The following is a 25,202-nucleotide window of genomic DNA, read 5'->3' as shown; positions in this document are numbered from 1 at the left end:
TCCGGGGTCGTACAGGGCACGAATGTGACGTCCAGTGTCAGCATGGCCGCACTGCTGACGCTCGGGAGCTACATCCGGAAGACGCCGAAGCGCGGGTCGTCGAGCGGGGCGTGCGCGCACGCGGACAGGGCGAGGCCCAGCACGGTGCGGGTGTCGAGCGGGTCGATGACGCCGTCGTCCCAGAGGCGGGCGGTCGAGTAGTACGGGTGGCCCTGGTGCTCGTAGCGCTCGCGAACGGCGTCCGCGTCGGCGGAACCCACCGACCCCAGCACCGTCGCGGCCTGCTCGGCGCCCATCACGCTGATCCGCGCGTTCGGCCACATGAACAGGAACCGCGGCGAGTACGCCCGCCCGCTCATCGCGTAGTTCCCGGCGCCGTAGGAGCCGCCGATGACGACGGTCAGCTTCGGCACCCGGGTGGTCGCGACGGCGGTGACCATCTTCGCCCCGTCCTTGGCGATCCCGCCCGCCTCGTACTCCCGGCCGACCATGAACCCGGTGATGTTCTGCAGGAACACCAGCGGGATGCCGCGCTGGTCGCACAGCTCGACGAAGTGCGCGCCCTTGAGCGCGGACTCGCGGAAGAGCACGCCGTTGTTCGCGACGATGCCGACCGGGTGCCCCTGGATGCGGGCGAAGCCGGTGACCAGGGTCGTCCCGTACTCGGCCTTGAACTCGGTGAAGCGCGAGCCGTCGACGACCCGCGAGATCACCTCGCGCACGTCGTAGGCGCTGCGCCCGTCGACCGGGACCACGTCGTAGAGCTCGCGCGGGTCCTTCGCCGGCGGCTCGGGGGCGCGGCGCTCCCACGGCGGCGCCGGATCCGCCGGCAGTGTGTCGACGATGTCCCGGACGATCGCGAGGGCGTGCGCGTCGTCGTCGGCGAGGTGGTCGACCACGCCGGAGGTGCGGGCGTGCAGGTCGCCCCCGCCCAGCTCCTCGGCGGTGACCTCCTCGCCGGTCGCGGCCTTCACCAGCGGCGGGCCGCCCAGGAAGATCGTCCCCTGGTTCCGGACGATCACCGCCTCGTCGCTCATCGCCGGCACGTACGCCCCGCCCGCGGTGCACGACCCGAGCACCGCCGCGATCTGTGGGATGCCGAGCCCGGACATCGTGGCCTGGTTGTAGAAGATCCGGCCGAAGTGCTCGCGGTCGGGGAACACGTCGTCCTGTGCGGGGAGGAATGCCCCGCCGGAGTCGACGAGGTAGACGCAGGGCAGCCGGTTCTGCAGCGCCACCTCCTGCGCGCGCAGGTGCTTCTTCACCGTCATGGGGTAGTACGTGCCGCCCTTGACGGTGGCGTCGTTCGCCACGACCACACAGGTGCGGCCCGCGATGCGTCCGACCCCGGTGATGATCCCCGCGCCGGGCGCGGCGTCGTCGTACATGCCGTTTGCAGCCAGCGGCGAGAGCTCGAGGAACGGCGACGACGGGTCGAGCAGCGCGTCCACCCGGTCGCGCGGCAGCAGCTTCCCGCGCTCGATGTGCCGCTGCCTGCTGCGCTCCGGGCCGCCCAGCCGCACCGCCGCGAGCTTCGCCCGCAGGTCGTCCACCAGCTCCGCGTGCCCGGAGCCCATGGTCGAGCTCCGCTGCGCTCCGTCTCCCGACCCCACCGTCGTGGTCACCCTCGACCTCCGTGTGAACGTTGACTAACACGAGACGTTAGCGAGCGTTCACACGACGGCGCAAGGGCCGTAGTCTCCGAGAGGTGGAGCTGACGGCAGGAACCGCACCGACCCGTCGTCGGGACCAGATCCTGGTCGAGGCGGCCCGGCTGTTCGCGCGCCACGGCTTCCACGGCACCTCGATCGACGGCATCGGCGCGGCCGCCGGCGTCAGCGGACCCGCCATCTACCGGCACTTCCCGTCGAAGGAGGGGCTGCTCGCGGAGATGCTGGTCGGCATCAGCGAGTACCTGCTCGACGGCGCGCGCACGATCGTCGCCGCGCACCCCGATCCCGGCGGCCGCCTCACCGCCCTGGTGGACTTCCAGGTCGAGTTCGCGCTGACCCGTCCGGAGCTGATCACCGTGCAGGACCGCGACCTCGCCAGCCTCCCCGACGATTCCCGACGGCGGGTCCGCGCGCTGCAGCGCGCGTACGTCGAGATCTGGGAGGACGCGATCATCCGGACCGGGCCGCCCCGCGACGCCGACCAGGTCCGCACGGCCGCCCACGCGGCGTTCGGGTTGATCAACTCCACCCCGCGCAGCGCCGCGCACACCTCGCCCGAGGTCGCGGGGGCCGTGCTCGCGTCGATGGCGCTGGCCGCCGTGGGCGCCTAGAGCCCGGCGGCCTCCGCGGCCCGGTTCCGGCGCAACCGCATCTCCTCGAGCCGGGAGCGCACCGAGATGCGGCGCTGGACGAGCTCGCGGACGTAGTCGCCCCGGGCCGGTTCCTGCTCCTTCTCGTGGATCTGCCGGGTGAGCCGCCGGTCGAAGTTCTCCAGGATCGTGACCTCGCCGGACAGGCGGCGGTGCAGTGACCGCGCCTCCTCGAGCCGGGCCCGCTCGGCCTCGTCCCGGTGACCGATGATCTGCTCGGGCGCCGCATCGTGGGTCGTCATGGCGCACCGTCCTTCCCTTGCGCGAGATACCCAGGGTGCTCCTCGTCACCGCCGGAGAAAAGTCCCTCAGTGCACTTATGGTCCCGGATCGCCGGCCGTGCTCCCCGTTCCCGCCACGAACTGTCCACATGGCCGTCGCCCCGAGCGGGCACCACCGGGCGACACCCACGACCCCCGGAGAGGTTCCCCATGGCCGACCGCCACGTCCGACCCAGCGACGACGGCTGGATCGTCATCAAGCCCGCCGCCACCCGCGCCAGCTCCCACGCGCCGACCCAGGCCGAGGCGATCAGCCGTGCCGTGGAGATCGTCGCGAACGACGGTGGCGGCGCCGTGCTCGTGCACGACTCGGCCGGCGAGATCACCGAGACCCGCGAGGTCGCGGCGCACGCGCGCGACACCGCGCAGATCACCACCGAACTGACCGTCGCCGCGGCAGCCGACGAGGCGATCGAGATCGGCAGCGGACCGGGCGGCAGCCGGTCGTCGGGCTCCGCCGGCTCGAACGGTGCCGAGGCACCCCGCGAGGTCGCCGACAAGGCCGCGCAGCGTGCCGGGGCCGTCGCCGACCAGGCGTCCGACTCCGCCCGCACCGTCGCCGACGAGGCGTCCCGCGCGGCGGAGCAGGCCGGCGACGACGTCGCGACGACCGCGAAGAAGGTCCGCGGGCACACCGAGACCGGCGCGAAGAAGGTCGGCCGCACCGTCTCGCAGGGCGCGGACCAGATCGCCGACGACGCCTCGGCGGCCGGGCAGTCGGTCGAGTCGGCCGCGAGGGACGCCGCGCAGGTCGCGAAGGCGACCGGCGAGGAGGCGGCCGAGCAGGTCGAGGGCACCGCGCGTGAGGTCGCCGGCGAGGCCCGTGCGGCCGCGCGGCGCACCGCGGAGACCGCGGAGGCCACCGCCCGCGACGCGAGCGACGAGCTCCGCAACACCACCCGGCGGGCCGCGCAGCAGGGGGCGCAGTTCCAGGAGGAGGCCACGAGCGCCGCCGACCGCGTCGGGCAGACGATCCACGCCTACACCGAGGCCGCCGCCGCCCCGATCGACCAGCTCGCCGCCGCACTGAACCCCGTGCGCGTGACGGGCCGGCTCGTCAACGTGGTCGCCGTCCTGGGCCTGCGCCTCGTCGGTCAGGCCACGGGGACCACGGCCGAGAAGGCCGACGAGGGTGCCCGACGCCTGCAGGACGCGACGCGCTGAGCCCTTCCCGACGGCGGGTCCGGTACCGGGCCCGCCGTCGGTGCCGCCTTGTCGCGGGGAATCACAGCGACAGGGTGGGCCCGCGGCGTGGAGAACCCGCGACAAGGTGGGGTGGCGCTCCCACAAGGTTCAGCTTGTCGCGGCGAACCACAACGACAAGCTGACCGCCCCCACCTTGTCGCGGCGAACATCCACTCGCGCGCCGCCTTGTCGCTGGGAATCCCAACGACAAGGCGATTCCGCGGCGCCGAGAACCCGCGACAAGCCGACCCGTGGGGCCGATCAGCTCCGGGCCGCCCACCTTGTCGCTGGGAATCCCAACGACAAGACGGCCACCCGCACCTTGTCGCGGAGAACACCCCCACCCGCCCCACCTTGTCGTTCGGAATCCCAACGACAAGGCGACCCCGGCCGCCCGCTCTACTCCGCCGGCGCGCCCTGCGCCCGCAGGACGTTCTTCTGGATCTTGCCGGTCGAAGTCTTCGGGAGCTCGCCGAACACGATCCGCTTGGGCGCCTTGAACCGCGCGAGGTGGGTGCGGACGTGCTCGACGAGCTCGTCCGGGTCGACCTCCTCGCGCGCCGAGACGTAGGCGACCGGGACCTCGCCCCAGCGCTCGTCGGGCTCGCCCACGACCGCCGATTCGATGACCGCGGGGTGGCTGTCGAGCACCCGCTCCACCTCGACCGACGCGATGTTCTCCCCGCCGGAGATGATCACGTCCTTGGAGCGGTCGCGGATCTCGACGTAGCCGTCGGGGTGCACCACGCCCAGGTCGCCGGTGCGGAACCACCCGGCGGCGTCCACCGCGGCGGTGGCGGCGAGGTCGCGGTAGTACCCGAGCATCACGTCGTTGCCGCGGACCACCAGCTCCCCCATGCTCTCGCCGTCCGCGGGCACGTCCGCACCGGTCTCGGTGATCACCCGCAGCCGGGCCGCGACCACGTTCCCGACGCCCTGGCGCGCCTGCAGCCGGGCCCGCTCGTCGTCGTCCAGGTCGTCCCACTCCGGGTGCCAGTCGTTCACGACGGCGGGTCCGTACGTCTCAGTCAGGCCGTAGAGGTGAGTGATGTCCATCCCGAGGCGCGTCATCCGCGACAGCAGGGTCGGCGAGGGCGGTGCGCCGCCCGTCGCCACCGTCACCCGCTGGTCCAGCGGCGCGGCCGACGACGCGCCCGCGATCATCGTCAGGACCGTGGGCGCGGCGCAGAAGTGCGTGACGCCCTCGTCGCGCAGCAGCCGCCAGATGTCCTCGGCGTCGATCGCGCGCAGGCAGACGTGCGTGCCGCCGGCCGCGGTCACGCCCCACGGGAAGCACCAGCCGTCGCAGTGGAACATCGGCAGGGTCCACAGGTAGCGCGACGCCGGCGTGAGCCGCAGGTGGAACGCCATCGCGAGCGCCTGGAGGTACGCCCCGCGGTGGTGGTACATCACGCCCTTGGGCAGGCCCGTCGTGCCCGAGGTGTAGTTGATGGCCAGCAGCCCGCGCTCGTCGGCGACCGGCACCACGCTCGGCGCCGCCCGGCCCAGCCGGTCCTCGTACTCGTCGCCCTCGGCCAGCAGCGTCACCCCGGTGCGCCCCGCGACGGTCCGCGCCATGTCCGCGAGTTCGGTGGTCGCGAGCAGCACCCGCGCGCCGGAGTGCTCCACGATGTGCACCAGCTCGTCGGCCGACAGGCGCGTGTTCAGCGGCACGAGCACTCCGCCGGCGAAGGGCACACCGTGATGGGCCTCGAGCATGACGTGGCTGTTGGTGGCCAGGGCGGCGACGCGGTCCCCGGGCTGGACGCCGAGCGCCCCGAGCGCCCCGGCCAGCCGTCGGGAACGGTCCGCCAACTCGAGGTAGGTGAACCGTCTGTCCCCGTCGACGATCGCGGTGCGCTCCGCGAAGGCGTGCTCCGACCGTTCCAGGAACGCGGTGGGGGTGAGCTCGGCGAACGTGAACGTCGCCGGCATGGGGGTGTTCGACACGAACGGACCGGTGGTCACGAGGGTCCTCCGCGGGCCGACGACAGGGTCCGACCAGCGTAGATCGTGACCGGACGGTCACGCCTGTTCAGTGCTGCACCACCAGGTGGTCCGGCTCCCGACGGTGCCTCGCTCCATCGGCGCGCCGCAGCGCGGGCAGGTCCCGTCCTTCACGCGGTGCTCGATGACCTCGCCGGTGTGCACGCCGCCGTGCTTGATCGCCTCGCGGGTCGCACGGCGCAGGACCCGCCGCAGGTCGTCCAGGGCGCCCTCCGAGAGTTCCCCGGACGGGGTGTGCGGGTCGAGCTTCGCCTCCCACAGCGTCTCGTCCGCGAGCAGGTTCCCGACGCCGGAGAGCACCGACTGGTCCAGCAGCCGCGCCTTGATCGGCGCGGTGCCCCGCCCGACGCGCTCCCGGAACTGCTCGCGCGTGATCTCGGCGGCGTCCGGGCCGAGCGCGTCGAGGTCGGGCTCGAGACGGACCCGCCCGAGGCGACGCTTGTCGAAGAGCGTGAACGTGCCGCCGTCGTCGAAGGAGAACGTCACCCGGTCCCACTCCGGCTTCTGCTTCTCCTCGGTCGACCTCGCGGGCAGCCCGCCCGCGTACTCCGAGTCGCGGGCACCGCCGGGACCGGTGATGCGGATGCGCCCGCCCATCCCGAGGTGCACGCCGAGGTTCGGGCCGGGCTCCCCGTCGGCGGTGACCGTCTCGCACCACATCGTCTTGCCGAGCCGGTGCGCCGCGGTCAGCGTCCCGCCGACGAGCGCCTTCGCGATGTCACCCGGCTTGTGCGGCCGGCACACGTACTCGTCCGTGTCGTCGACGTCGGTGATGGTGCGGTCCAGGGCGAGCTCCAGGACCTGGCGGGCGCTCTCGACCTCGGGCAGCTCGGGCACCCCTCCGTGATACCCGCCCCGCCCCTGCTCACGCGCGGGGCGCGAGCCCATCGAGCATCAGCCCGACGGTGAAGTCGAACCGGTCGTGCCCCTCGCCGGCGGTGAGCTGGGCCGCGTGCCGGGTGATGTACGGGAACCGCTCGGCCGGCAGGGCCTCGAACCGGCGCACCATCTCGTCGCGGTCGACGACCCAGTCGAGGTCGTCCGAGGTCGAGCGCGCACGCGCGACCGACACCTCGAGGCAGTAGGCCGCCACGTAGAGCACGAGGGCGTCGCAGGCGTACGCGGCGTCGACCGGGGCGGCCCCGCCGGCGAGCAGGACGCCGAGCAGGCCGTCGTTGACCCGCAGGATCTCCAGGGCGGTCGGGGCCATGGCCAGCGCCGCCCGCGAGATGCCCGGGTAGCGCAGGTAGACCTCGCGCAGCTGCGCGCACACGTCCCGGGCCTGCTCGGACCACGACGACGGGTCGGGCGTCGGCAGCACGACCTCCGAGCACAACCGCGAGATCAGCAGCTCGTCGAGGTCCGCCTTGTTCACCACGTGCGCGTAGAGCGAGGCCGGACCGGTGTCGAGCGCGGTCGCCAGGCGCCGCATGGTCAGCGCCTCGTAGCCCTCCTCGGCGACGAGAGCCAGGGCGGTGTCGACGAGGCGCTCGGGGGAGAGCGCGGGCCGCGCCCGCGTGCGCACGGCGCCGTCGCCCGCGTGGCGCGCCGCACGTCGCTCCTTGGCGTTCACGTCGACCAGCGTAGCTGGACACGAACTCCGTTCGCATGTAGAACAGTGTTCGTGCGAAACGAACAGCAGTCGCTTCGAGGCGCATGGCTCGCCCTGACCGGTCTGTCGGCGGTCTTCCTCGTCGAGATGCTGGACAACTCGGTCCTCACCGTCGCCCTGCCCACGATCGGGCGGGAGCTCGCGGCCTCGACCACCGCGCTGCAGTGGGTCACGGGCGCCTACTCGGTCGTCTTCGGCGGCCTGATGCTCGTGTTCGGCGCCGCGGCGGACCGGTTCGGGCGACGGCGGATGATGGTCGTCGGCCTCGTGCTGCTGGGCCTCGCGAGCCTGGCGACGGCCTTCGTCGCCACGGCGGAGCAGCTGGTCGCCGTGCGGGCGGCCATGGGCGCCGCGGCCGCGATGACCGCTCCGGGCGCGGGCGCCCTCGCGTTCCGACTCTTCGACGACGAGGGCCTGCGGGTCCGGGCGATCACGCTGATCTCGACGGTGGGCCTCGTCGGCCTGGCCGTCGGCCCCACCCTCGGCGGCCTCGTGCTCGCCGTCGCGCCGTGGCAGGTGCTGCTCCTGGTGAACGTGCCGATCGCGACGCTCGCGATCGTCGCCGTCCGGCGCGGCATCGCGGCCGACGCCCCCGAGGACCTGCACCGTGTCCCCCTCGACGTCCCCGGTGCGTTGCTCGGGACGACGACCGTCGTGCTGGCGCTGGTCACCCCGACCCTGTTCGTCGAGGTGGGCCACGGTTCGTGGTTCCCGTGGACGGCGGCCGCCGCGGCCGTCGTCGCGGCTGTGGGCTTCGTCGTCCGCCAGCGCACGGCGCGCGACCCCCTGCTCGACCTCGCCCTGCTCGCCCGCCCGCTGGTCTCCGGCGGCCTCGCCTACAAGGCCGCCGCCGGGTTGGCGACGGCGGGACTGGGCTATCTGGTCACGCTGCAGCTGCAGTTCGCGTGGGGGTGGGCGCCGGCCGCGGCCGCGCTCGGCATGCTCCCGCAGGTCGTGGTGCTGCTGGCCGCCGGACCCTTCGTGAACCCGTTGGTGCAGCGGGTCGGCATCCACCGGGCGGCGTGGCTCGGCGCCGGCGCGATCGTGGTCGGCCTGGCCGTCTTCACCGCCTTCGGCCCGTCCGGGTACGTCGCGGTCGCGGCGGCCCTGGCGCTGGTGGCCGCCGGACTGCGGGTCGCGGGCGTCGTCGCGATGGTGAACGTCCTGCAGGGCCTCCCGGCGAACCGCACGACCATCGGCGCAGCGCTCTCCGACACCGCCACCGAGGTCACCTCCGGCACCGGCATCGCGATCACCGGCACGATCCTCGCCGCGCTGTTCACCGGCTCGATCACCACCGCGCCTTGGAGCGCCGCGCAGGCCGTGCAGTTCACGCACGCGACCGTGCTCGCGGGGCTGGTCCTGACGGTGCTCGCGGCCGCGATGGTCCTCTGGGCGATGGCCCGGACCCGGACTCTGACCGACGAGCGGACTCTCGCGCCCTCGCCGCAGACGTAGCGCGTCCCGCCGACGGCATGCGGTAGCACCGAGAAGACCCGTGTGCGCGACGCAATGGGGCGGGGGTGGACCGAGATCGCTCCTGCGCAACCGTGTCCCGCGGACGCGGTCTCCTCGGCCTCGTCCCATCGCGGCCGTGTGCGCGGCGCAACGGGCAGAGGTCGACCGAGGTTGCTCCCGCAGATCCGTGTCCCTCGGACTCGGTTCCTCGGCCTCGTTCCACGCGGCCGTGTGCGCGACGCAACGGGCACGCTGGGGAACGCGACGTGCTCGAGCCGTGTGCGTGACGCAACGGGCGCGCCGAGGAACACGACCTGCTCGAACCGTGTGCGCGACGCAACGGGCGCGCCGGGGAACGCGACCCGCCCGAACCGTGTGCGCGACGCAACGTCGAGCGGCCCTCCGCCGACACGGCGTCGACGGGGTGCGCTCCACACTTAACGGTGCCGTCACCTCCGGCAGCATCGAAAGGATGACGCTGCACCCCGTGCCGACCCCGACCGAGATGCTCGCCGTCGCCCTCGCGGCGGCGCGCACGGGCTACGAGGAGGGCGGTGTCCCGGTGGGCGCCGCGCTCTTCGGTCCCGACGGCGAGCTCCTCGGGTCGGGGCAGAACCGCCGGGTCCAGGACGGCGATCCGGCCACGCACGGCGAGACCGCCGCCTTCCGCGCCGCGGGCCGCCGCCCCGACTACGCCGGCACGACGATGGTCACCACGCTCTCGCCCTGCTTCTTCTGCGCCGGCCTGATCCGCCAGTTCCGCATCCCGCGGCTGGTCGTCGGTGAGGCCCGCACGTTCGGCGGGCAACACGCGTGGCTGGCCGAGCACGGCGTCGAGGTCACGCTGCTCGACGACCCGGAGTGCGCCGAGCTGATGAGCCGGTTCGCGAAGGAGCAGCCGGAGACGTGGCTCGAGGACATCGGGGGGCCGGAGTGAGGCGCAGCATCGAGGGGAGCACGCCGATAGGGGAGCCCGAACCGGCCGGCGGAGTGATCCCGCTCGTCGACATCGCCGACGGGACCACTCCCGCCGTCGGGAAGGCCCTGGACGAGGCGTTGCGGACCTCCGGGTTCCTGCTGGTCACGGGGCACGGCGTTCCCGACGACGGGCGGCACGCGGCCCGGGCGGCCGCGCGCGAGTTCTTCGCCCTGCCCGCGGAGGTCAAGGCGCGGTACGCGGTGGCGGTCGGCGGGCACGGGTACCTCGGGCCGGGTGCGGAGGCGAACGCCGCGGCCGAGGGCGTCGCGGGGCCGCCGGATCTGAAGGAGTCGTGGACGGTCGGCGCCGACGCCCCCACGGGCGACCCGGCGATCGACGCCGTCTGGTTCGCGCCGAACGCCTGGCCGGCGGAGGTCCCCGCGCTGCAGCGCGAGCTCGAGGCGCACATGCGCCGGATGCGGGACGTCGCGGACACGCTCCTGGAGATCGGCGCCGTCGGCCTGGGACTGGCGCCGGACCACTTCACGCGACACACCCGGCACCCCAGTTACACGCTGAACGTCAACCGGTACCCGCCGCTGACCGAGGTGGGCCCGCCCGCCGAGGACCAGTTCCGCATCGGCCCGCACACCGACTTCGGCACGTTCACGGTCCTCGACCGCGAGCCCGGGGCCGGTGGGCTGCAGGTGGACATGGACGGGTCGTGGGTGGACGCGCCGTACGTCGAGGGTGCGTTCACGATCAACGTCGGCGACCTCCTGTCCCGCTGGACCGGCGGGCGCTGGCGCTCCACCCGGCACCGGGTGCTGCCACCGCAGGCCTCCGCCCCGGACGAGGACCTCGTGAGCCTCGTCTTCTTCTACGAACTGGACCCGCACACCGTCGTCGAGTCCCTCGGCCCGCCCGTCGGGCACACCGCCGCGCCGCCCGTCCGGGCCGCGGACTACCTGGCGGACAAGCTCGCCGCCATCACCGTCTCGCCGTAGGGGGACACGTGTCGGTCATCGAGGAACCAGCGGACGTCGTCCTCCGGGAGGGGACGTACGGCGACAAGGTCGTCGCGGTCGAACCCGGCGGGGCGGAGTTCATCCCGCTCGCCGAGCGCCACGGCCGCCCGCGTCAGCTGTTCTGGACGTGGTGCTCGCCGAACCTGGAGTTCGCGACGATCTTCGTCGGCGTGCTCGCGGTGGGCGCCTTCTCGCTGTCGTTCTGGGGCGCGTTCCTCGGCATCCTGGTCGGGACGGCGTTGGGGTCGCTGACTCACGGGCTGCTCTCGTCCCGCGGCCCGGCGGCCGGGGTGCCGATGATGGTGCTCTCGCGCCTCGGGTTCGGCTTCACCGGCAACGCGCTGCCCGCCGCGCTGAACGCCGTGGTGGGCGGCATCGGCTGGTTCGCGGTCAACAGCGTGTCCGGCGCCCTCGCGCTCTCGACGCTGACCGGGATGCCGGGCTGGGTGGCGCTGCTGATCGTCGCGCTCGTGCAGATCGGGGTGGCGCTGCTCGGACACAACCTGATCCACGGGTTCGAGAAGGTCGTGCTGCCGGTGCTCGGCGTGGTCTTCGCGATCACGTCGGTGGTCATCCTGACGCAGGTCGACACCACGTTCGTGCCGACCGGCGGGCAGCCCGCGGGCACCGTCGCCGGGTTCCTGCTCACCGTCGGCGCGACCTTCGGCTACGCGGCCGGCTGGAACCCGTACGCCACCGACTACACCCGCTACCTGCCCGCCGACGCCAGCCCGCGCGCCGTCGGCTGGGCCGCGGGGCTCGGGGTGTTCGTGCCCTGCCTGGTGCTGGAGACCGTCGGCGCGGCCTCGGCGACGATCGGCGGGATCGGTGGCGGCGCGCTCGACGACCCGACCGGGGTGTTCACCGGGCACCTGCCCGGCTGGCTCGCCGCGCTGACCCTGCTCTGCATCGCGGTCGGCGCGGTCGCCGCGAACGCGATCAACATCTACTCGGGGTCGATGTCGTTCGTGGCGCTCGGCATCCGGCTCCCGCTGACGCTGCGCCGGGCACTGGCCGTCGGGATCTTCGGGGTGCTGGGCTTCGTCGTCGCGCTGTTCGGGCTCGCCGACGCGGGCCACGCCTACGAGGGCTTCCTGCTGATCATCGCCTACTGGATCGGCCCGTGGCTGGCCGTCGTGTTCGTCGACCGGTGGCTGCGTCGCGGCTCCGGCGAGGAGCTGCTGTTCGACACCACCTACCGCAACCACGCCGGCCCGATCGCGATGCTCACGGGCATCGTCGTGTCGATCCTGCTGTTCGCGAACCAGACGACCTTCACGGGCTTCGTGGCGCAGGCGGTCCCGACGATCGGCGACATCGCCTTCGAGGTCGGGTTCGTCGTGTCGGCGGCGGTCTACTGGGCGCTGCGGCGGCGCGCCGCCGCGTGACCTGACCGATCGGCCGAGGCCGGGCGCCGGGATCCCCGGCGTCCGGTCGAGGCGCCCCCGGGGTCGCGGGTGCACCCTCGGCGCGTGACGATCGCGGGGGTGATCACCCGGGGACGGCGGGCGGCGTTCGTCGCGGAGTGCGTGCTCTACCCGGTGAGCGCCGCGGTGTTCGCGACGATGTTCACGCTGCTGTGGGCGTTCGACGGCGGCCCGCCCTTCCTGGAGCCCGGCGGACCGGTCGCCCTCGTGGTGGTGCTGCTCCTCGTGGGCGCCGCCGCGACGGGCGCGCTGCACCGGTACCGGCGGCCCGACCGGGCCGTGCCGATCGGCCTCGTCGTCCTGGCCGTCCAGGCGGTCGGCCTCACCGCGCCGCTCGGCCCCTCACCGTTGTCGCTGCTGGGGTGGATGCTCGAGATGGGGCCGGGCCCGGTGCTGCTGGGTGCGGTGGTCCGGCGGGCCCGCCCGGTCGTCGGGTTCCTCGCGAGCGCCGTGGCGGTGGCGGTGGCCGTCGCGCTGGGCTCGTTCGTCCCGCAGGTCGACGGCGACGGGGGCCCGGTGCTGCGGGTCTGGGACCTCGGACCCGTCGTCGTGATCGCGGTGCTCCCGGTGCTCACCGGGGTGGTGCTGCGCAGCCTCGACACCGCCCGCCGGACCGCCGATCTCGCCCGCATCCGCGCCGAGGAGCGGCTCCGGGTGGCGCGCGAGCTGCACGACGTGATCGGCAACCACGTCACGGGCATGACGATGTACGCGCAGGTCGCCGCCGCCGACGAGGCCGTGCCGGAGCGGGCGCGGGAGCTGCTCGCCGCCATCGAGGCCACCGGCGGCGATGCGCTCGCCGCGATGCGCCGGATGGTGGGGGCGCTGCGCAGCGACGACGGCGTCGGCGACCTCGACGCCATGCCACCGTCCGCGACCACCCTCGCGGGTGCGCTGGAGGAGGCCGCGGCGTCGACGAGGGGCGCGGCGGTGGAGGTCGATCCCGCCGTCGTCGACCCGCCGCCCGACCTCGTCGCCACGGTGCACCGCGTCGCCGTCGAGGCCCTGACGAACGTCCGCCGGCACGCGCCCGGCGCGACGACGGTCCGGATCGCGGTCGACGTGCCGGATCCCGGGCGCCTCGCGGTCGAGGTCGTGAACGACGGGCACACCGGGACCCGGTCCGGCCCGCCGGCCCCCGGGTCCGGCTACGGCCTCGTCGGCCTGCGCGAACGACTCGACGCCGTCGGCGGGACGCTCGAGGCGGGACCGGTCGGCGGGGGACGCTGGCGGGTGCGGGCCGAGCTGCCCCACACGCCGACCGCGGAGCACCGGAGGACCGCCGGACTAGGCTGATCAGGTGGCCGGCCTCCGCGTGCTGCTCGCCGACGACGAGCCGATGGTGCGCTCCGGCGCCCGGATGATGCTCGAGGCCGACGAGCACGAGATCGTCGGCGAGGCGGGCGACGGCGAGGAGGCCGTCCGCCTCGCGCGCTCGCTGCGTCCCGACGTCGTGCTCATGGACATCCGCATGCCGCGCGTCGACGGCATCCAGGCCACCCGGCTGCTGGCCGGGCCCGACGTCGCCGACCCGGTGCCGGTGATCGTCCTGACGACGTTCGACCTCGACGAGAACGTCCACGCGGCGTTGCGGGCGGGTGCGAGCGGCTTCCTGCTCAAGAACGCCGGCCCCCGCCTGCTCGCCGAGGCGGTCCGGGCCGCCGCGGACGGCGGGTCGATGATCGCCCCGTCGGTGACCACCCGACTGCTGGAGCACTTCGCCGCGCCCGGCCCCTCGTCGTCGCGGGCCCCGTCCGAGCCGCTCACCGGGCGCGAGACCGAGGTCGTGGCGGCCGTGGCCTCCGGGGACACCAACCCCGAGATCGCCGAGCGCCTCGTCATCAGCCTCTCGACGGTGAAGGTCCACGTGGCCGCGGCCCAGCGCAAGATCGGCGCCCGCAACCGGACCGAGATCGCCGTCTGGGCGTGGGAGACCGGGCTGGCCCGCCGCGGCTGATCCCGCCTCGACCGATCGGCCAGGTGCCGGCGGCCGGATCCCGTGCTTCCGCCCAATGGCCCGGGCGCCCGCGCCGAGCAGGGTCGATCGGTGTCAGCGAGACGACGAGATCGAGGAGCACCGATGACCATGACGACCCACGACGCCCCCACCCCCTACCGCCCCGCCCAGAGCGAGGCCTACACCGTCACCGCGGTGCTGCTGCTGGTCGCCGGCGGGTTCGTGGTGCCGGTCGTCGGCTGGTTCGCCGGCGTGGTGATGCTGTGGGCCGGCCCGCGCTGGAGCGCCGCCGACAAGTGGCTGGGGACCCTCGTCTGGCCCGCCGTCGTGGTGGTGCCGCTCGCCGCCGGCCTCGCGACCGCCGCCGCCGTCGGCCGGGACCTCGGGCCGGGCGTGCTCGCCGGCGGCATCGTCGGGGCGATCACCGTGCTGGTCGGCCTGCCGTGGGCCTTCGTCCACCTGCTGCGCGCCGCCCGGTGAGCCGGCGCCCTTGTGGGGCGGCCGGGCGTGCGGGCAGGTTGTGCTGGTCCCAGCGCGGCGACGAGGGAGTCGGATGGACGAGAGCATCGGGGCCTGGGTCGCCCGCCGGGCACAGCGGTCACCGCGTGCCGTGGCCCTCGTCGACGCGACGACCGGGACGCGGACCACCTACGCCGAGCTCGACGACCGCGTCGCCGCCCGCGCCGCCGACCTGGCGGCACTCGGCGTCGGGCCGCGCGACCGGGTCGCGTTGCTCGGCGAGAACTCGTGCGCATACCTGGAGTGGCTGTTCGCGGTCGCGCGGACCGGCGCGATCGCGGTGCCGGTCAACATGCGGCTCGCGCCCGCCGAGGTCGCCTTCGTGCTGGCCGACGCGGGGGCGACGCTGCTGGTCCGCTCGACGGCCTTCGAGGGGCTCGGCGACGCCGCGGTCGCGGAGCTCGACGCGGCGCCCACCCTGGTGGACCTGGGCACCGATCCCGGCCCGACCCGTCGTCGGGAACCCGAACCGGCCGCGGACCGGGGCGGCGAGCCGTGCGTGATCATGTACACGTCCGGGACCACCGGTCGCCCCAAGGGCGCGGTGCTCACGCACGACAACATGCTGTGGAACGCGGTCAACCTGTGCACCGCGGGGCCCGGGATCGCCTCGACCGACGTGACGATCGCCGCCGCGCCGCTGTTCCACATCGGCGCGCTCGGGCTCTCGGCGCTGCCGCTGCTCTACGCGGGCGGGACGGTCGTGGTGGTGCCGTCGTTCGACCCGGCGGGCTTCCTCGACCTCATGGCCCGCGAGGGCGTGACGACGCAGTTCCTCGTCCCGGCGATGTGGGCCGCGCTGACGCGCGTCCCCGACCTGGACGACCGACGGTTCCCGTCGCTGCGCTGGGCGATCTCGGGCGGGGCGCCGTGCCCGGTGGTCGTGATCGAGCGGTTCCTCGCGGCGGGGTGGACGTTCACCGAGGGCTTCGGGATGACGGAGCTGTCGCCCGCGGCGCTGTTCCTGGAGGCGGAGGACGTCCTCACGCACGCCGGGTCCGTCGGGCGCCCGTTCCTGCACGTCGACGCGCGGCTGGTGGGTCCCGACGACGAGCTCGTCGAGCCGGGTGAGGTCGGCGAACTGGTGCTGCGGGGACCGACGGTGTTCGCCGGCTACTGGAACCGTCCGGAGGAGACGGCCGAGTCGATGCGCGGTGGCTGGTTCCACTCCGGCGACCTCGGGACCGCCGACGACGACGGGTTCGTCACCCTGGTCGACCGCAAGAAGGACATGATCATCACCGGCGGGGAGAACGTGTACCCGGTCGAGGTGGAGCAGGTGCTGCACCGGCACCCGGCCGTCACCGACGTGGCCGTGATCGGGGTCGGCGACCCGCGATGGGGAGAGGCGGTGGTGGCCGTGGTGGTGGCCTCCGAGGGGGTGGATCCCGACGAGCTGGTCGCCTTCGCCCGCGAGCGGATCGCGCACTTCAAGGCGCCGCGTCGGGTGGAGTTCGTGGCCGAGCTGCCGCGCAACGCGACCGGGAAGCTGCTCAAACGGGTGCTGCGCGAGCAGTTCGCCGGGTCGTCCGCGGCGGTGTCGCGGTGACGGCGACCGTGGCCCGCTCGGAGTGGGACACCGAGGAGCGTCGCGAGCTGCGGGCGCTGGTCCGCCGGTTCACCGAGCGGGAGATCGTCCCGTCGTTGGCCGAGTGGGAGGACGCGGGCGCGATGCCGCGCGCGCTGCACCGTCGGGCCGGGGAGCTCGGGTTGCTGTCCCTCGGCTTCCCGGAGGCCGCCGGCGGCGAGGGCGGGCATCTCGACTCGGCGGTCGCGACCGAGGAGCTGATCCTCGCGGGCGGGTCGAGCGGCGTCGTCGCGGGCCTGTTCACCCACGGCATCGCCGCACCGCACATCGCGCTGCACGGGTCGCCCGAGCTGGTGGACCGCTTCGTGCGGCCGACCCTGCGCGGCGAGCTGATCGGGTCGCTGGGGATCACCGAACCCGGTACCGGGTCCGACGTCGCGGGAATCACGACGCGGGCGGTGCGCGACGGGGACGACTACGTGGTGACGGGCGCCAAGACCTTCATCACCTCCGGCACCCGGGCCGACTTCGTGACGACGGCGGTGCGCACCGGCGGCCCGGGCCACCGCGGGATCTCGCTGCTGGTGATCGAGACCGACCGGCCGGGGGTGCACCGCACGGCGCTGCGCAAGATGGGCTGGCACTGCTCGGACACCGCGACGATCTCGCTGGACGAGGTGCGGGTGCCGGCGTCCAACCTGGTAGGCGCCGAGGGCAGCGGGTTCCGCCAGATCATGGAGCGCTTCGGCTCCGAGCGGCTCTCCCTCGCCGTGCAGGCCTACGCGACCGCCCAGCGCTGCGTGGAGTTGACGATCGCGTGGGCGACGCAGCGCGAGACGTTCGGCGCGCCGTTGTCGACCCGCCAGGTCGTCCGGCACCGCATCGCGCAGATGGCGCGACGCGCGTCCGTGGCCCGGGTGTACGTGCGGGACGTGTTCGAGCGCTGGGAGGCCGGCGAGGACGTCGTGACCGAGCTCGCGATGGCCAAGAACCAGGCCGTCGAGGCGTGCGACTGGGTGGTGAACGAGGCCGTCCAGCTGCACGGCGGCGCGGGCTACCTGCACGGCGTCGAGGTGGAGCGGCACTACCGCGACGCCCGGATCCTCGGGATCGGCGGCGGGACGAATGAGATCATGGACGAGGTCATCGCCTCACGGCTCGGGCTGGACTGACGGGTGGGATGCGCCCGAGCGGGTATGCCCGGTCCATGACCGAGCCGCAGGACGACACCGTACGGAGCCTCATCGCCCAGGCCCGCGAGGAGATCCTCGACGAGCAGGGCGAAGCGGGCGAGAAGGCCACCCAGGAAGCGGCCGAGTGATCTAGCTTACGCGGTGTGAACGCACCGTTCGGACCCTCCGACCCGCAGCAGCCGGGTCCCGGCTCGCCGTACCCCCCGCCGCAGTACGGGCAGCCACAGCCCGGCTGGGGCGCGCCGCCCGCCGAGCCCTCGTCGGTACGGACCGCGTTCGGGCTCTGGCTCGCCGCCCTCGCCCTCTACCTCGTCGGCCAGGTCCTCGGCGTGCTGTTCCCGCCGACGGCGGCCGACTACGCCGCCTACTTCGAGAGCCTCGGCCTGCCCGCCGATCCGCAGATGCTGCAGGCCGTCGAGTCGACCTCGGGGATCGCGTCGATCGTCGGGCTGGTGGTGACCATCGTGTTCGTCGCGCTGTTCGCCTGGTTCGGGCTCAAGGTGCGCGCCGGCGCGACCTGGGCGCGGATCACGACGGCGATCCTCGCCGGGCTGGGCATCCTCGGGGCGCTCGGCACCGGCGCGGCCTCCCTGGTCAGCGCGCTGCCCGTCGCGGCCGGCGGATCGGGCGCGATCCTGCAGGTCCTCGCCGGGCTGCTGCTGATCGGCTACCTCGTCTTCCTGTTCCAGCGGCCGTCGAACGAGTACTTCGCCGCCCACGCCGTCCGGCGGTGACGTCGCATCGCCCGGGCTGACGGTGTCGGACCGGGCGTGTAGAACGGCGATCGTGGAGAAGGCGGAACGACCCTGGGGCTTCGCGACGCGCGCGGTCCATGCCGGCGCGGTGCCCGACTCGTCGGTCGGCGCCCGCGCCGTCCCGATCTACCAGTCGACGAGCTTCGTCTTCGAGGACACGGCCGACGCGGCGAACCTCTTCGCCCTGCAGAAGTACGGCAACATCTACAGCCGGATCGCGAACCCGACCGTGGCGGCCTTCGAGGAGCGCGTCGCGAGCCTCGAGGGTGCGCTCGGGGCGGTCGCGACGGCGTCGGGCCAGGCCGCGGAGTTCCTCACCTTCGCCTGCCTGGCCGGGGCGGGCGACCACGTCGTCAGCGCCGCGAGCCTCTACGGCGGCACCGTCACCCAGCTCGACGTCACGCTGCGCCGCTTCGGCGTCGACACGACGTTCGTCGCGGGGGACGACCCGGAGGCCTTCCGGGCCGCGATCACCGAGAAGACCCGGTTCGTGTTCGCGGAGCTCGTCACCAACCCGTCCGGCGAGGTCACCGACGTCGAGGCGCTGGCCGAGGTCGCGCACTCCGCCGGCATCCCGCTGATCATCGACGCCACCACCGCCACGCCCTACCTGTGCCGGCCGATGGAGCACGGCGCCGACATCGTGATCCACTCGGCGACGAAGTTCCTCGGCGGGCACGGCACCACGCTCGGCGGCGTGGTCTGCGAGTCCGGCCGGTTCGACTGGGGCAACGGGAAGTTCCCGCAGATGACCGAGCCGATCCCCTCCTACGGCGGCCTGAGCTGGTGGGGCAACTTCCAGGAGTACGGCTTCCTGACGAAGCTGCGGTCCGAGCAGCTGCGCGACATCGGCGCCTCGCTGTCCCCGCACTCGGCGTTCCTGCTGCTGCAGGGCGTGGAGACGCTGCCCCAGCGCATGGCCGCCCACGTGGCGAACGCGCAGCGGGTGGCGGAGTGGCTCGACGCGGACGACCGCGTCGACTGGGTCCGGTTCTCGGGGCTGCCCAGCCACCCGCACCACGAGCGGGCCCGGCACTACCTGCCGCAGGGGCCGGGGGCCGTCTTCGCGTTCGGGGTCCGCGGCGGTCGCGAGGCCGGACGTCGCTTCATCGAGTCCGTGCAGCTCTGCAGCCACCTCGCGAACATCGGCGACGCCCGCACGCTCGTCCTGCACCCGGCGTCGACCACCCACCAGCAGCTGTCCGAGGACCAGCTGCTGCAGGGCGGCGTCCGGCCCGACCTGATCCGCATCAGCGTCGGCATCGAGGACGTCGACGACATCCTGTGGGACCTGGACCAGGCCCTCACCGCCGCCGTGAAGGAGGCCTGATGGGCTGGGACGGCCCCACCGCACTCGACCGGCAGCAGATCCTGCGGGACACGAAGACGGTCGCGATGGTCGGTGCGTCGGCGAACCCGGCACGCGCCTCGAACTTCGTCGCGACCTACCTGCTCTCGAGCACCGACTTCGACGTCTACTTCGTCAACCCGAACGCCGACGAGATCCTCGGCCGGCCGGTCTACCCGTCGCTGGCCGACGTGCCGGTGGCGATCGACCTCGTCGACGTCTTCCGGCGGCCGGAGGACCTGCCCTCGGTGCTGGACGCGACGATCGAGGCCGGCGCGAAGACCTTCTGGCTGCAGTTCGGGCTCTACGACGAGGACCTGGCCCGCCGCGGCGAGGAGGCCGGCCTGACCGTGGTCATGGACCGGTGCCTCAAGGTGGAGCACGCCCGCTTCCACGGCGGGCTCCACCTCGCGGGCTTCAACACGGGCGTGATCAGCGCGAAGCGCCGGTGACCGCCTGCGGCAGGAACGACCACACCGCGACGGCCACGGCGCCGATCGTCAGGATCGAGGCGCCGGGCACGTGGATCCACATCGTCGAGCCCATGCCGAAGTAGGCCTGCACGAAGCTCAGCACGAACACGACCAGCGCGGTGGCCGCCGGCCACAGCGCGGCTCCGCGCAGGCGCCACAGCGCGAAGGCGGCGATCATCGCGAGGCCGGACACGACGTGGAGCACGATCGCGCCGGTCGCGTGCGGGGCCTCCCAGGCCTCGTCGCCCGCCGGACCGATGAACTCGCCCGCCGTCACGAACTGCCAGAGGAGGTTCACGACCGTCAGGACCGCGAAGACGCGGACCGTCGTCAGGATCGGGTCTGAGGTCCGTCGGGCGGACAGGGTGCCCGTGGTGGGGGCCATCGAGAGTCTCCTCGTCGCTGGGATGGGCGCGCATACCCGGAGATCCGCGGGCACGACACTTGAAGGAACAATATGCGCTCCGAGGTACTGGCCCGGTATGAGATCGATGAGCACGAGCTGTGTCTGCGACGCGGGCGGGCCGACGACGTCCCGGAGCTCGCCGCCCTGTTCGGCTCCGACCCGGTCTCGGCGGCCCGGGGCGACTCCGGGGACGGGGGACCTGGCCGACTACGAGCGGGCGTTCGCGGCGATCGACGCCGACCCGAGGCATCTCCTGGTGGTGGCGACCGACCGCGGCGGACCCGTCGTCGGGACCCTCCAGCTCTCGTTCCTGCCCGGCCTCGCCCGGCGTGGGGCGTGGCGCGGGCAGATCGAGGCGGTCCACGTCGCGGCGTCCCACCGGGGTCTCGGACTCGGCGGCTGGATGATCCGCTGGGCCGTCGACGAGTCCCGACGCCGGGGATGCGGGCTCGTGCAGCTCACGAGCGCGGTCGAGCGGCGCGACGCGCACCGGTTCTACGAGCGCCTCGGCTTCACCGCGAGCCACGTGGGCTTCAAGCTCACGCTCTGACGGCGAGGTCGGATTCCGAGCGAAGGGCCCCGTCGCTCGACCTACCCGGCGAAGGGCGCCCACCGCCGGAACGGACGGCTGTTGGCGAAGGGCGCCAACCGCCCGTCTATCCGACCGATGGGGCCCTTCGCTCGGAACCGGGTCGCGCGGGAGGGGACAATGGGATGTCGGGTCCGCCGTCGGCGTCGACCCGTAGAGCCGTTCGACCCCGGGACCGGAGTGACCACAGCGACCACCGCCAGCGCCGAGCTGTCCGACCTGCAGCGGCGCGTGCGCGCCCTCGGCGGCGCCGAGTCCCATCGGCTGGCCCGCCGCCTCGACGGGGCGCGGAAGATCGGCGACGAGGAGAAGCGGGCGGGCACGCTCGGGAAGATCGCCGGTGACGTCGAGCGCGCCGAGCAGCGCCTCGAGCGTCGCCGCGCCTCGGTGCCGGCCGTCTCCTACCCCGAGCAGCTGCCGATCTCGGCGCGCGTCGACGACATCAAGGAGGCGCTGGAGCACCACCAGGTCGTGGTGGTCGCCGGCGAGACCGGGTCGGGCAAGACGACGCAGCTGCCGAAGATCGCCCTGGAACTGGGCCGCGGCGTCACCGGGACCATCGGGCACACCCAGCCGCGCCGGATCGCCGCGCGCACCGTCGCCGAGCGGGTCGCCGAGGAGCTGGGGACGGGCGACTCCGACGTCGTCGGCTACCAGGTGCGGTTCACCAGCCGGGCGAGCGAGGACACGCTGGTCAAGCTGATGACCGACGGCATCCTGCTCGCCGAGATCCAGCAGGACCGGCTGCTGCGCCGCTACGACACGCTGATCATCGACGAGGCGCACGAGCGCAGCCTCAACATCGACTTCCTGCTCGGCTACCTCGCGCAGCTGCTGCCGCGGCGTCCCGACCTCAAGGTGATCATCACCTCGGCGACGATCGACCCGGAACGCTTCTCCGCGCACTTCGGCGACGCGCCGATCATCGAGGTCTCCGGGCGGACATTCCCGGTGGAGATCCGCTACGAGCCGCTGGTCGACCCGGATCACCCGGAGGCCGAGGAGCGCGACCAGCTCGACGGCATCGTCGACGCGGTCACCGAGCTGCGCCGTGAGGGCCCGGGCGACGTGCTCGTCTTCCTCGCCGGCGAGCGCGAGATCCGCGACACGGCGGACGCGCTGAACGCCCTGCCGGACTCGCCGACCGACCCGCTCGACGTCCTCCCGCTCTACGCCCGGCTCTCCGCCGCCGAGCAGCACCGGGTGTTCGAGCCGGGACGCAGCAACCGGCGCCGCATCGTCCTCGCCACCAACGTCGCCGAGACGTCGCTCACGGTGCCCGGCATCCGGTACGTCATCGATCCCGGCTACGCCCGCATCTCGCGCTACAGCCAGCGCACGAAGGTGCAGCGGCTGCCGATCGAGAAGATCTCGCAGGCCTCGGCCACCCAGCGCGCCGGCCGCTGCGGCCGCGTCGCGGACGGCATCTGCATCCGGCTCTACGCCGAGGACGACTTCGACGCCCGGCCCGAGTTCACCGACCCCGAGATCCAGCGCACGAACCTCGCGTCGGTGATCCTGCAGATGGCCGGCGCGAAGCTCGGCCCGGTCGAGGAGTTCCCGTTCGTCGACCCGCCGGAGACCCGCGCGGTCCGCGACGGCGTCCGGCTGCTCACCGAGCTCGGCGCGATCGTCGACGGGGACGCCACGCGGCTGACCGACGTCGGGCGGTCGTTGGCCCGTCTCCCCGTCGATCCGCGCATCGCCCGCATGATCCTGGCCGCCGACCAGCTCGGCTGCCTGCACGAGGTCACCGTCATCGCCGCCGGGCTCTCCGCCCAGGACCCCCGCGAGCGCCCGACCGAGAAGACCGCCGAGGCCGACGCCGCGCACGCCCGGTTCGCCGACCCGCGCTCGGACTTCCTGTCCTGGCTGCACCTGTGGGAGCACGTCCGGACGCAGCGCCGAGAGCTCTCCGGGAACCGGTTCCGCAGGCAGTGCGCCGCGGAGTACCTGAACTTCCTGCGCATCCGGGAGTGGCAGGACCTCGCGGCGCAGCTGCGTCAGCTCGGCGACGAGCTCGGCCTCACGCGGAACCAGCCGGCCGAGGAGATCACCAAGGACCTCGCCGACCGCGTGCACCAGGCGCTGCTCACCGGACTGCTCTCGCAGCTCGGGCTCGCCCTGGAGCCGCCGAAGCCGAAGCAGGGCCAACCGAGGCCGAAGCGGCGCCCCATCACGGAGTTCGAGGGCAGTCGCGGCGCCCGCTTCGCCCTCTGGCCGGGCTCGTCGCTCGCGAAGCGGCCGCCGGCCTTCGTCATGGCCGCGGAGCTCGTCGAGACCTCGCGCCTGTGGGCCCGCACCGTCGCGGGCATCGACCCCCGCTGGGCGGAGGAGGCCGCGGGCGACCTCGTCACGCGGACGTACTCCGAGCCGCGCTGGTCCAAGCGCCGCGGGTCGGCCGTGGCGACGGAGCGGGTGACCCTCTTCGGGGTCCCGCTCGCGATGGACCGCAGCGTCGACTTCGGCCGCATCGACCCGGAGCTCTCCCGAGAGCTGTTCCTCCGGCACGCCCTGGTGCAGGGCGAGTGGACGAGCCGGCACGAGTTCGTGCGTCGCAACGCCGCCGAGCTGGAGCGCGTCGCCGAGATGGAGCGCCGCGCTCGCCGCGAGCTGCTCGTCGACGAGGAGACGATCTACCGCTTCTACGACGAGCGCGTGCCCGCCTCCGTCGTCTCGGTCCGGCACTTCGACCGGTGGTGGCAGAAGGAGTCCCGCCGTCAGCCGCGGCTGCTCGACCTCGACCCCGCGGCACTGCTCGCCCACGAGGCCCCCGACGAGCGCGCCTTCCCCGACCAGTGGCAGGCCGGCGGCCTGACGCTCCCGCTCTCCTACGCCTTCGAACCGGGCACCGACACCGACGGCGTCACCGTCACGGTCCCGCTCGCGGTGCTGGGGCAGGTCCGCGCGGAGGACCTCGCCTGGCAGGTGCCCGGGCTGCGCGAGGAGATGCTGACCTCGCTCGTCCGGTCGTTGCCCAAGCCACTGCGCCGCTCACTGGTGCCGGCGCCGGACACCGCCCGCGCGCTGCTCGCCCGGCTGGCCGCCGACCGACGCCCCGCCGAGGGCGAGTCGCTGCTCGGGGCGCTCTCGGAGGCGGTCAAGCGGCTCTCCGGCGTCGACGTGCCCCTCGACGCGTGGAACGTGGCCGGCCTGCCGTCGCACCTGCGGCTGACGTTCGCCGTCGTTCGCGACGACGGGTCTCAGGTCGCGTCGGGCGGGGACCTGAACGCCCTGCGCCGCCGATACGCCCAGGAGACCAGGGCCGCCGTCGCGAAGGTGGCCGACGGCCTGGAGCGGCGCGGCCTGACGTCGTTCGCGGAGGTCGGGGAGCTGCCGAGGACCCGCGAGCAGTCGCGCGCCGGAGGCACGGTCACGGCGCACCTGGCGCTGGTCGACGAGGGTTCGACGGTCGGCGTCGGTGTGTTCGACTCCGCGCTCGAGGCCCGCGACGCGATGCGGGCCGGCACGCGGCGGCTGCTGCTGCGCTCGGTCCCGTCCCCGGCGCGGTCGCTGGTCCGGTCGCTGGACAACCGGGCGACGCTGCGGCTGAAGAGCGCGATGGCGGAGTCGGAGTACCGGGACGTGGCCGACCTCGCCGAGGACTGCGTGGCGGCGGCGGTCGACGGGCTCGTGGTCGCGCTGAAGGGCCCGGCCTGGACCCCCGAGGCGTTCGAGAGGCTGCGTGCCGACGTGGCGGCCCGGCTCCCGGCGGGCGCCGCGGAGGTGCTCACCCGGGCCGAGACGGTGCTCGCCGAGGCCGGTGCGGTCCGCGGGGCCCTCGACCGGCTCCGGTCCCGTCCGGGCAGCGGCCTGCTCGACCCGGCGCTCGAGGACGTGCGGGCGCAGCTGTCGACGCTGGTCGGCGGTCGGTTCGTGACGCGCTGGGGGGTCACGCGGCTGCCCGACGTCGCGCGCTGGCTGCGGGCGGCGGCCCGCCGCCTGGACAAGCTCGCCGAGGCCCCGCGCCGGGACGCCGAGCTGATGGACGCGGTGCACGCCGTCGAGACGGACCACCGCACCCGCCGTCGGGCCGCGGAGCAGGAGCCGCGCACGTTCGACCGGGACGGCTGGGACGCGGTGGGCGCGATGATCCAGGAGCTGCGGGTCAGCCGGTTCGCCCAGGAGATCGGCACCGCCGGGTCGATCTCCGAGCAGCGGATCGCGAAGGCGCTGTCCGCGCTCACCTGAACC

At 73.8% G+C, this 25,202-nt stretch carries 22 protein-coding genes; 16 read left to right on the top strand and 6 right to left on the bottom strand.

The window, feature by feature from the left end:
* Window positions 1-68: 68 nt before the first annotated feature.
* Entirely contained in the window at window positions 69-1,577 is a 1,509-nt protein-coding gene (locus tag QRT03_RS04640; RefSeq protein WP_286052051.1) for a carboxyl transferase domain-containing protein, read from the bottom strand.
* Window positions 1,578-1,708: 131 nt separating this feature from the next.
* Between QRT03_RS04640 and QRT03_RS04635 the strand changes: the two genes are divergently transcribed.
* Window positions 1,709-2,284, top strand: coding sequence for a TetR/AcrR family transcriptional regulator (locus QRT03_RS04635; RefSeq protein ID WP_286051335.1), 576 nt, complete (start codon window positions 1,709-1,711; stop codon window positions 2,282-2,284).
* Here QRT03_RS04635 and QRT03_RS04630 read toward each other — a convergent pair.
* Window positions 2,281-2,565, bottom strand: a complete 285-nt coding sequence (locus tag QRT03_RS04630) for a hypothetical protein (protein ID WP_286051334.1) — start codon at window positions 2,563-2,565, stop codon at window positions 2,281-2,283. The two genes, QRT03_RS04635 and QRT03_RS04630, sit on opposite strands and share 4 nt — an antisense overlap.
* Before the next feature lie 189 nt (window positions 2,566-2,754).
* On the opposite strand from QRT03_RS04630, the gene QRT03_RS04625 reads away from it, so the two are divergent.
* Window positions 2,755-3,768 carry a DUF2188 domain-containing protein gene (locus tag QRT03_RS04625; protein WP_286051333.1) on the top strand — a complete coding sequence of 338 codons (1,014 nt, stop codon included), beginning with the start codon at window positions 2,755-2,757 and terminating at the stop codon, window positions 3,766-3,768.
* 420 nt (window positions 3,769-4,188) lie between these two features.
* Here the strand turns inward: QRT03_RS04625 and QRT03_RS04620 are convergent, their stop codons facing one another.
* The 3 genes from QRT03_RS04620 to QRT03_RS04610 all read right to left on the bottom strand — a co-directional run bounded on the left by QRT03_RS04620 (window position 4,189) and on the right by QRT03_RS04610 (window position 7,369).
* On the bottom strand, window positions 4,189-5,724 hold the full coding sequence (locus QRT03_RS04620) for an acyl--CoA ligase family protein (RefSeq protein WP_286052050.1): 1,536 nt from the start codon (window positions 5,722-5,724) through the stop codon (window positions 4,189-4,191).
* Between the two features lie 90 nt (window positions 5,725-5,814).
* Window positions 5,815-6,633, bottom strand: coding sequence for an Fpg/Nei family DNA glycosylase (locus QRT03_RS04615; RefSeq protein ID WP_286051332.1), 819 nt, complete (start codon window positions 6,631-6,633; stop codon window positions 5,815-5,817).
* Window positions 6,634-6,661: 28 nt separating this feature from the next.
* Window positions 6,662-7,369, bottom strand: a complete 708-nt coding sequence (locus QRT03_RS04610; protein WP_286051331.1) for a TetR/AcrR family transcriptional regulator — start codon at window positions 7,367-7,369, stop codon at window positions 6,662-6,664.
* 51 nt (window positions 7,370-7,420) lie between these two features.
* Here QRT03_RS04610 and QRT03_RS04605 point away from each other — a divergent pair, with 51 nt between their 5' ends.
* From QRT03_RS04605 to QRT03_RS04550, 12 genes are all read left to right on the top strand, one after another.
* Complete coding sequence (locus QRT03_RS04605) at window positions 7,421-8,866, top strand: MFS transporter (RefSeq protein WP_286051329.1); 1,446 nt, start codon at window positions 7,421-7,423, stop codon at window positions 8,864-8,866.
* 472 nt (window positions 8,867-9,338) lie between these two features.
* Window positions 9,339-9,803, top strand: a complete 465-nt coding sequence (locus QRT03_RS04600) for a nucleoside deaminase (RefSeq protein WP_286051328.1) — start codon at window positions 9,339-9,341, stop codon at window positions 9,801-9,803.
* On the top strand, window positions 9,800-10,792 hold the full coding sequence (locus tag QRT03_RS04595; RefSeq protein ID WP_286051327.1) for an isopenicillin N synthase family dioxygenase: 993 nt from the start codon (window positions 9,800-9,802) through the stop codon (window positions 10,790-10,792). Before QRT03_RS04600 ends, QRT03_RS04595 begins: the two co-directional genes overlap by 4 nt.
* Window positions 10,793-10,800: 8 nt before the next feature.
* Window positions 10,801-12,201 carry a purine-cytosine permease family protein gene (locus QRT03_RS04590; protein WP_286051326.1) on the top strand — a complete coding sequence of 467 codons (1,401 nt, stop codon included), beginning with the start codon at window positions 10,801-10,803 and terminating at the stop codon, window positions 12,199-12,201.
* 84 nt (window positions 12,202-12,285) lie between these two features.
* Entirely contained in the window at window positions 12,286-13,536 is a 1,251-nt protein-coding gene (locus QRT03_RS04585; RefSeq protein ID WP_286051325.1) for a sensor histidine kinase, read from the top strand.
* 4 nt (window positions 13,537-13,540) lie between these two features.
* Window positions 13,541-14,197: a response regulator gene (locus QRT03_RS04580; RefSeq protein ID WP_286051324.1), complete on the top strand. Its 657-nt coding sequence runs from the start codon at window positions 13,541-13,543 to the stop codon at window positions 14,195-14,197.
* A gap of 123 nt (window positions 14,198-14,320) precedes the next feature.
* On the top strand, window positions 14,321-14,677 hold the full coding sequence (locus QRT03_RS04575) for a hypothetical protein (protein ID WP_286051323.1): 357 nt from the start codon (window positions 14,321-14,323) through the stop codon (window positions 14,675-14,677).
* 73 nt (window positions 14,678-14,750) lie between these two features.
* The gene (locus tag QRT03_RS04570) at window positions 14,751-16,265 is read left to right on the top strand and encodes an acyl-CoA synthetase (RefSeq protein WP_286051322.1); all 1,515 of its coding nucleotides are present in this window, start codon (window positions 14,751-14,753) and stop codon (window positions 16,263-16,265) included.
* On the top strand, window positions 16,262-17,416 hold the full coding sequence (locus tag QRT03_RS04565; RefSeq protein WP_286051321.1) for an acyl-CoA dehydrogenase family protein: 1,155 nt from the start codon (window positions 16,262-16,264) through the stop codon (window positions 17,414-17,416). The genes QRT03_RS04570 and QRT03_RS04565 overlap by 4 nt, the downstream gene beginning before the upstream one ends.
* 164 nt (window positions 17,417-17,580) lie before the next feature.
* Window positions 17,581-18,171, top strand: a complete 591-nt coding sequence (locus QRT03_RS04560) for a hypothetical protein (protein WP_286051320.1) — start codon at window positions 17,581-17,583, stop codon at window positions 18,169-18,171.
* Between the two features lie 49 nt (window positions 18,172-18,220).
* Complete coding sequence (locus tag QRT03_RS04555; RefSeq protein WP_286052049.1) at window positions 18,221-19,522, top strand: O-acetylhomoserine aminocarboxypropyltransferase/cysteine synthase family protein; 1,302 nt, start codon at window positions 18,221-18,223, stop codon at window positions 19,520-19,522.
* Window positions 19,522-19,992: a CoA-binding protein gene (locus QRT03_RS04550; RefSeq protein ID WP_286051319.1), complete on the top strand. Its 471-nt coding sequence runs from the start codon at window positions 19,522-19,524 to the stop codon at window positions 19,990-19,992. The genes QRT03_RS04555 and QRT03_RS04550 overlap by 1 nt, the downstream gene beginning before the upstream one ends.
* Here the strand turns inward: QRT03_RS04550 and QRT03_RS04545 are convergent.
* The gene (locus tag QRT03_RS04545; RefSeq protein ID WP_286051318.1) at window positions 19,973-20,398 is read right to left on the bottom strand and encodes a hypothetical protein; all 426 of its coding nucleotides are present in this window, start codon (window positions 20,396-20,398) and stop codon (window positions 19,973-19,975) included. The genes QRT03_RS04550 and QRT03_RS04545 overlap by 20 nt on opposite strands.
* Before the next feature lie 106 nt (window positions 20,399-20,504).
* Between QRT03_RS04545 and QRT03_RS04540 the strand changes: the two genes are divergently transcribed.
* Entirely contained in the window at window positions 20,505-20,969 is a 465-nt protein-coding gene (locus tag QRT03_RS04540; protein WP_286051317.1) for a GNAT family N-acetyltransferase, read from the top strand.
* Window positions 20,970-21,128: 159 nt separating this feature from the next.
* Window positions 21,129-25,199, top strand: a complete 4,071-nt coding sequence (gene hrpA, locus QRT03_RS04535) for an ATP-dependent RNA helicase HrpA (protein WP_425604773.1) — start codon at window positions 21,129-21,131, stop codon at window positions 25,197-25,199.
* The last annotated feature ends 3 nt before the right edge of the window (window positions 25,200-25,202 follow it).

It is taken from the genome of Actinomycetospora termitidis (assembly GCF_030286555.1).
Taxonomy (GTDB): Bacteria; Actinomycetota; Actinomycetes; order Mycobacteriales; family Pseudonocardiaceae; genus Actinomycetospora; species Actinomycetospora termitidis.
Note: the sequence above shows the minus strand (reverse complement) of the source record. Positions and strands in the feature narration are given on the sequence as shown.

Excerpts from the sequence above, each read along its gene's own strand:
- QRT03_RS04640 (WP_286052051.1), bottom strand. The coding sequence starts at position 1,577 with ATGGGCTCCGGGCACGCGGAGCTGGTGGACGACCTGCGGGCGAAGCTC.
- QRT03_RS04630 (WP_286051334.1), bottom strand. The coding sequence starts at position 2,565 with ATGACGACCCACGATGCGGCGCCCGAGCAGATCATCGGTCACCGGGAC.
- QRT03_RS04625 (WP_286051333.1), top strand. The coding sequence starts at position 2,755 with ATGGCCGACCGCCACGTCCGACCCAGCGACGACGGCTGGATCGTCATC.
- QRT03_RS04620 (WP_286052050.1), bottom strand. The coding sequence starts at position 5,724 with ATGCCGGCGACGTTCACGTTCGCCGAGCTCACCCCCACCGCGTTCCTG.
- QRT03_RS04600 (WP_286051328.1), top strand. The coding sequence starts at position 9,339 with ATGACGCTGCACCCCGTGCCGACCCCGACCGAGATGCTCGCCGTCGCC.
- QRT03_RS04575 (WP_286051323.1), top strand. The coding sequence starts at position 14,321 with ATGACCATGACGACCCACGACGCCCCCACCCCCTACCGCCCCGCCCAG.
- QRT03_RS04570 (WP_286051322.1), top strand. The coding sequence starts at position 14,751 with ATGGACGAGAGCATCGGGGCCTGGGTCGCCCGCCGGGCACAGCGGTCA.
- QRT03_RS04550 (WP_286051319.1), top strand. The coding sequence starts at position 19,522 with ATGGGCTGGGACGGCCCCACCGCACTCGACCGGCAGCAGATCCTGCGG.
- QRT03_RS04545 (WP_286051318.1), bottom strand. The coding sequence starts at position 20,398 with ATGGCCCCCACCACGGGCACCCTGTCCGCCCGACGGACCTCAGACCCG.
- QRT03_RS04540 (WP_286051317.1), top strand. The coding sequence starts at position 20,505 with ATGAGCACGAGCTGTGTCTGCGACGCGGGCGGGCCGACGACGTCCCGG.
- hrpA (WP_425604773.1), top strand. The coding sequence starts at position 21,129 with ATGGGATGTCGGGTCCGCCGTCGGCGTCGACCCGTAGAGCCGTTCGAC.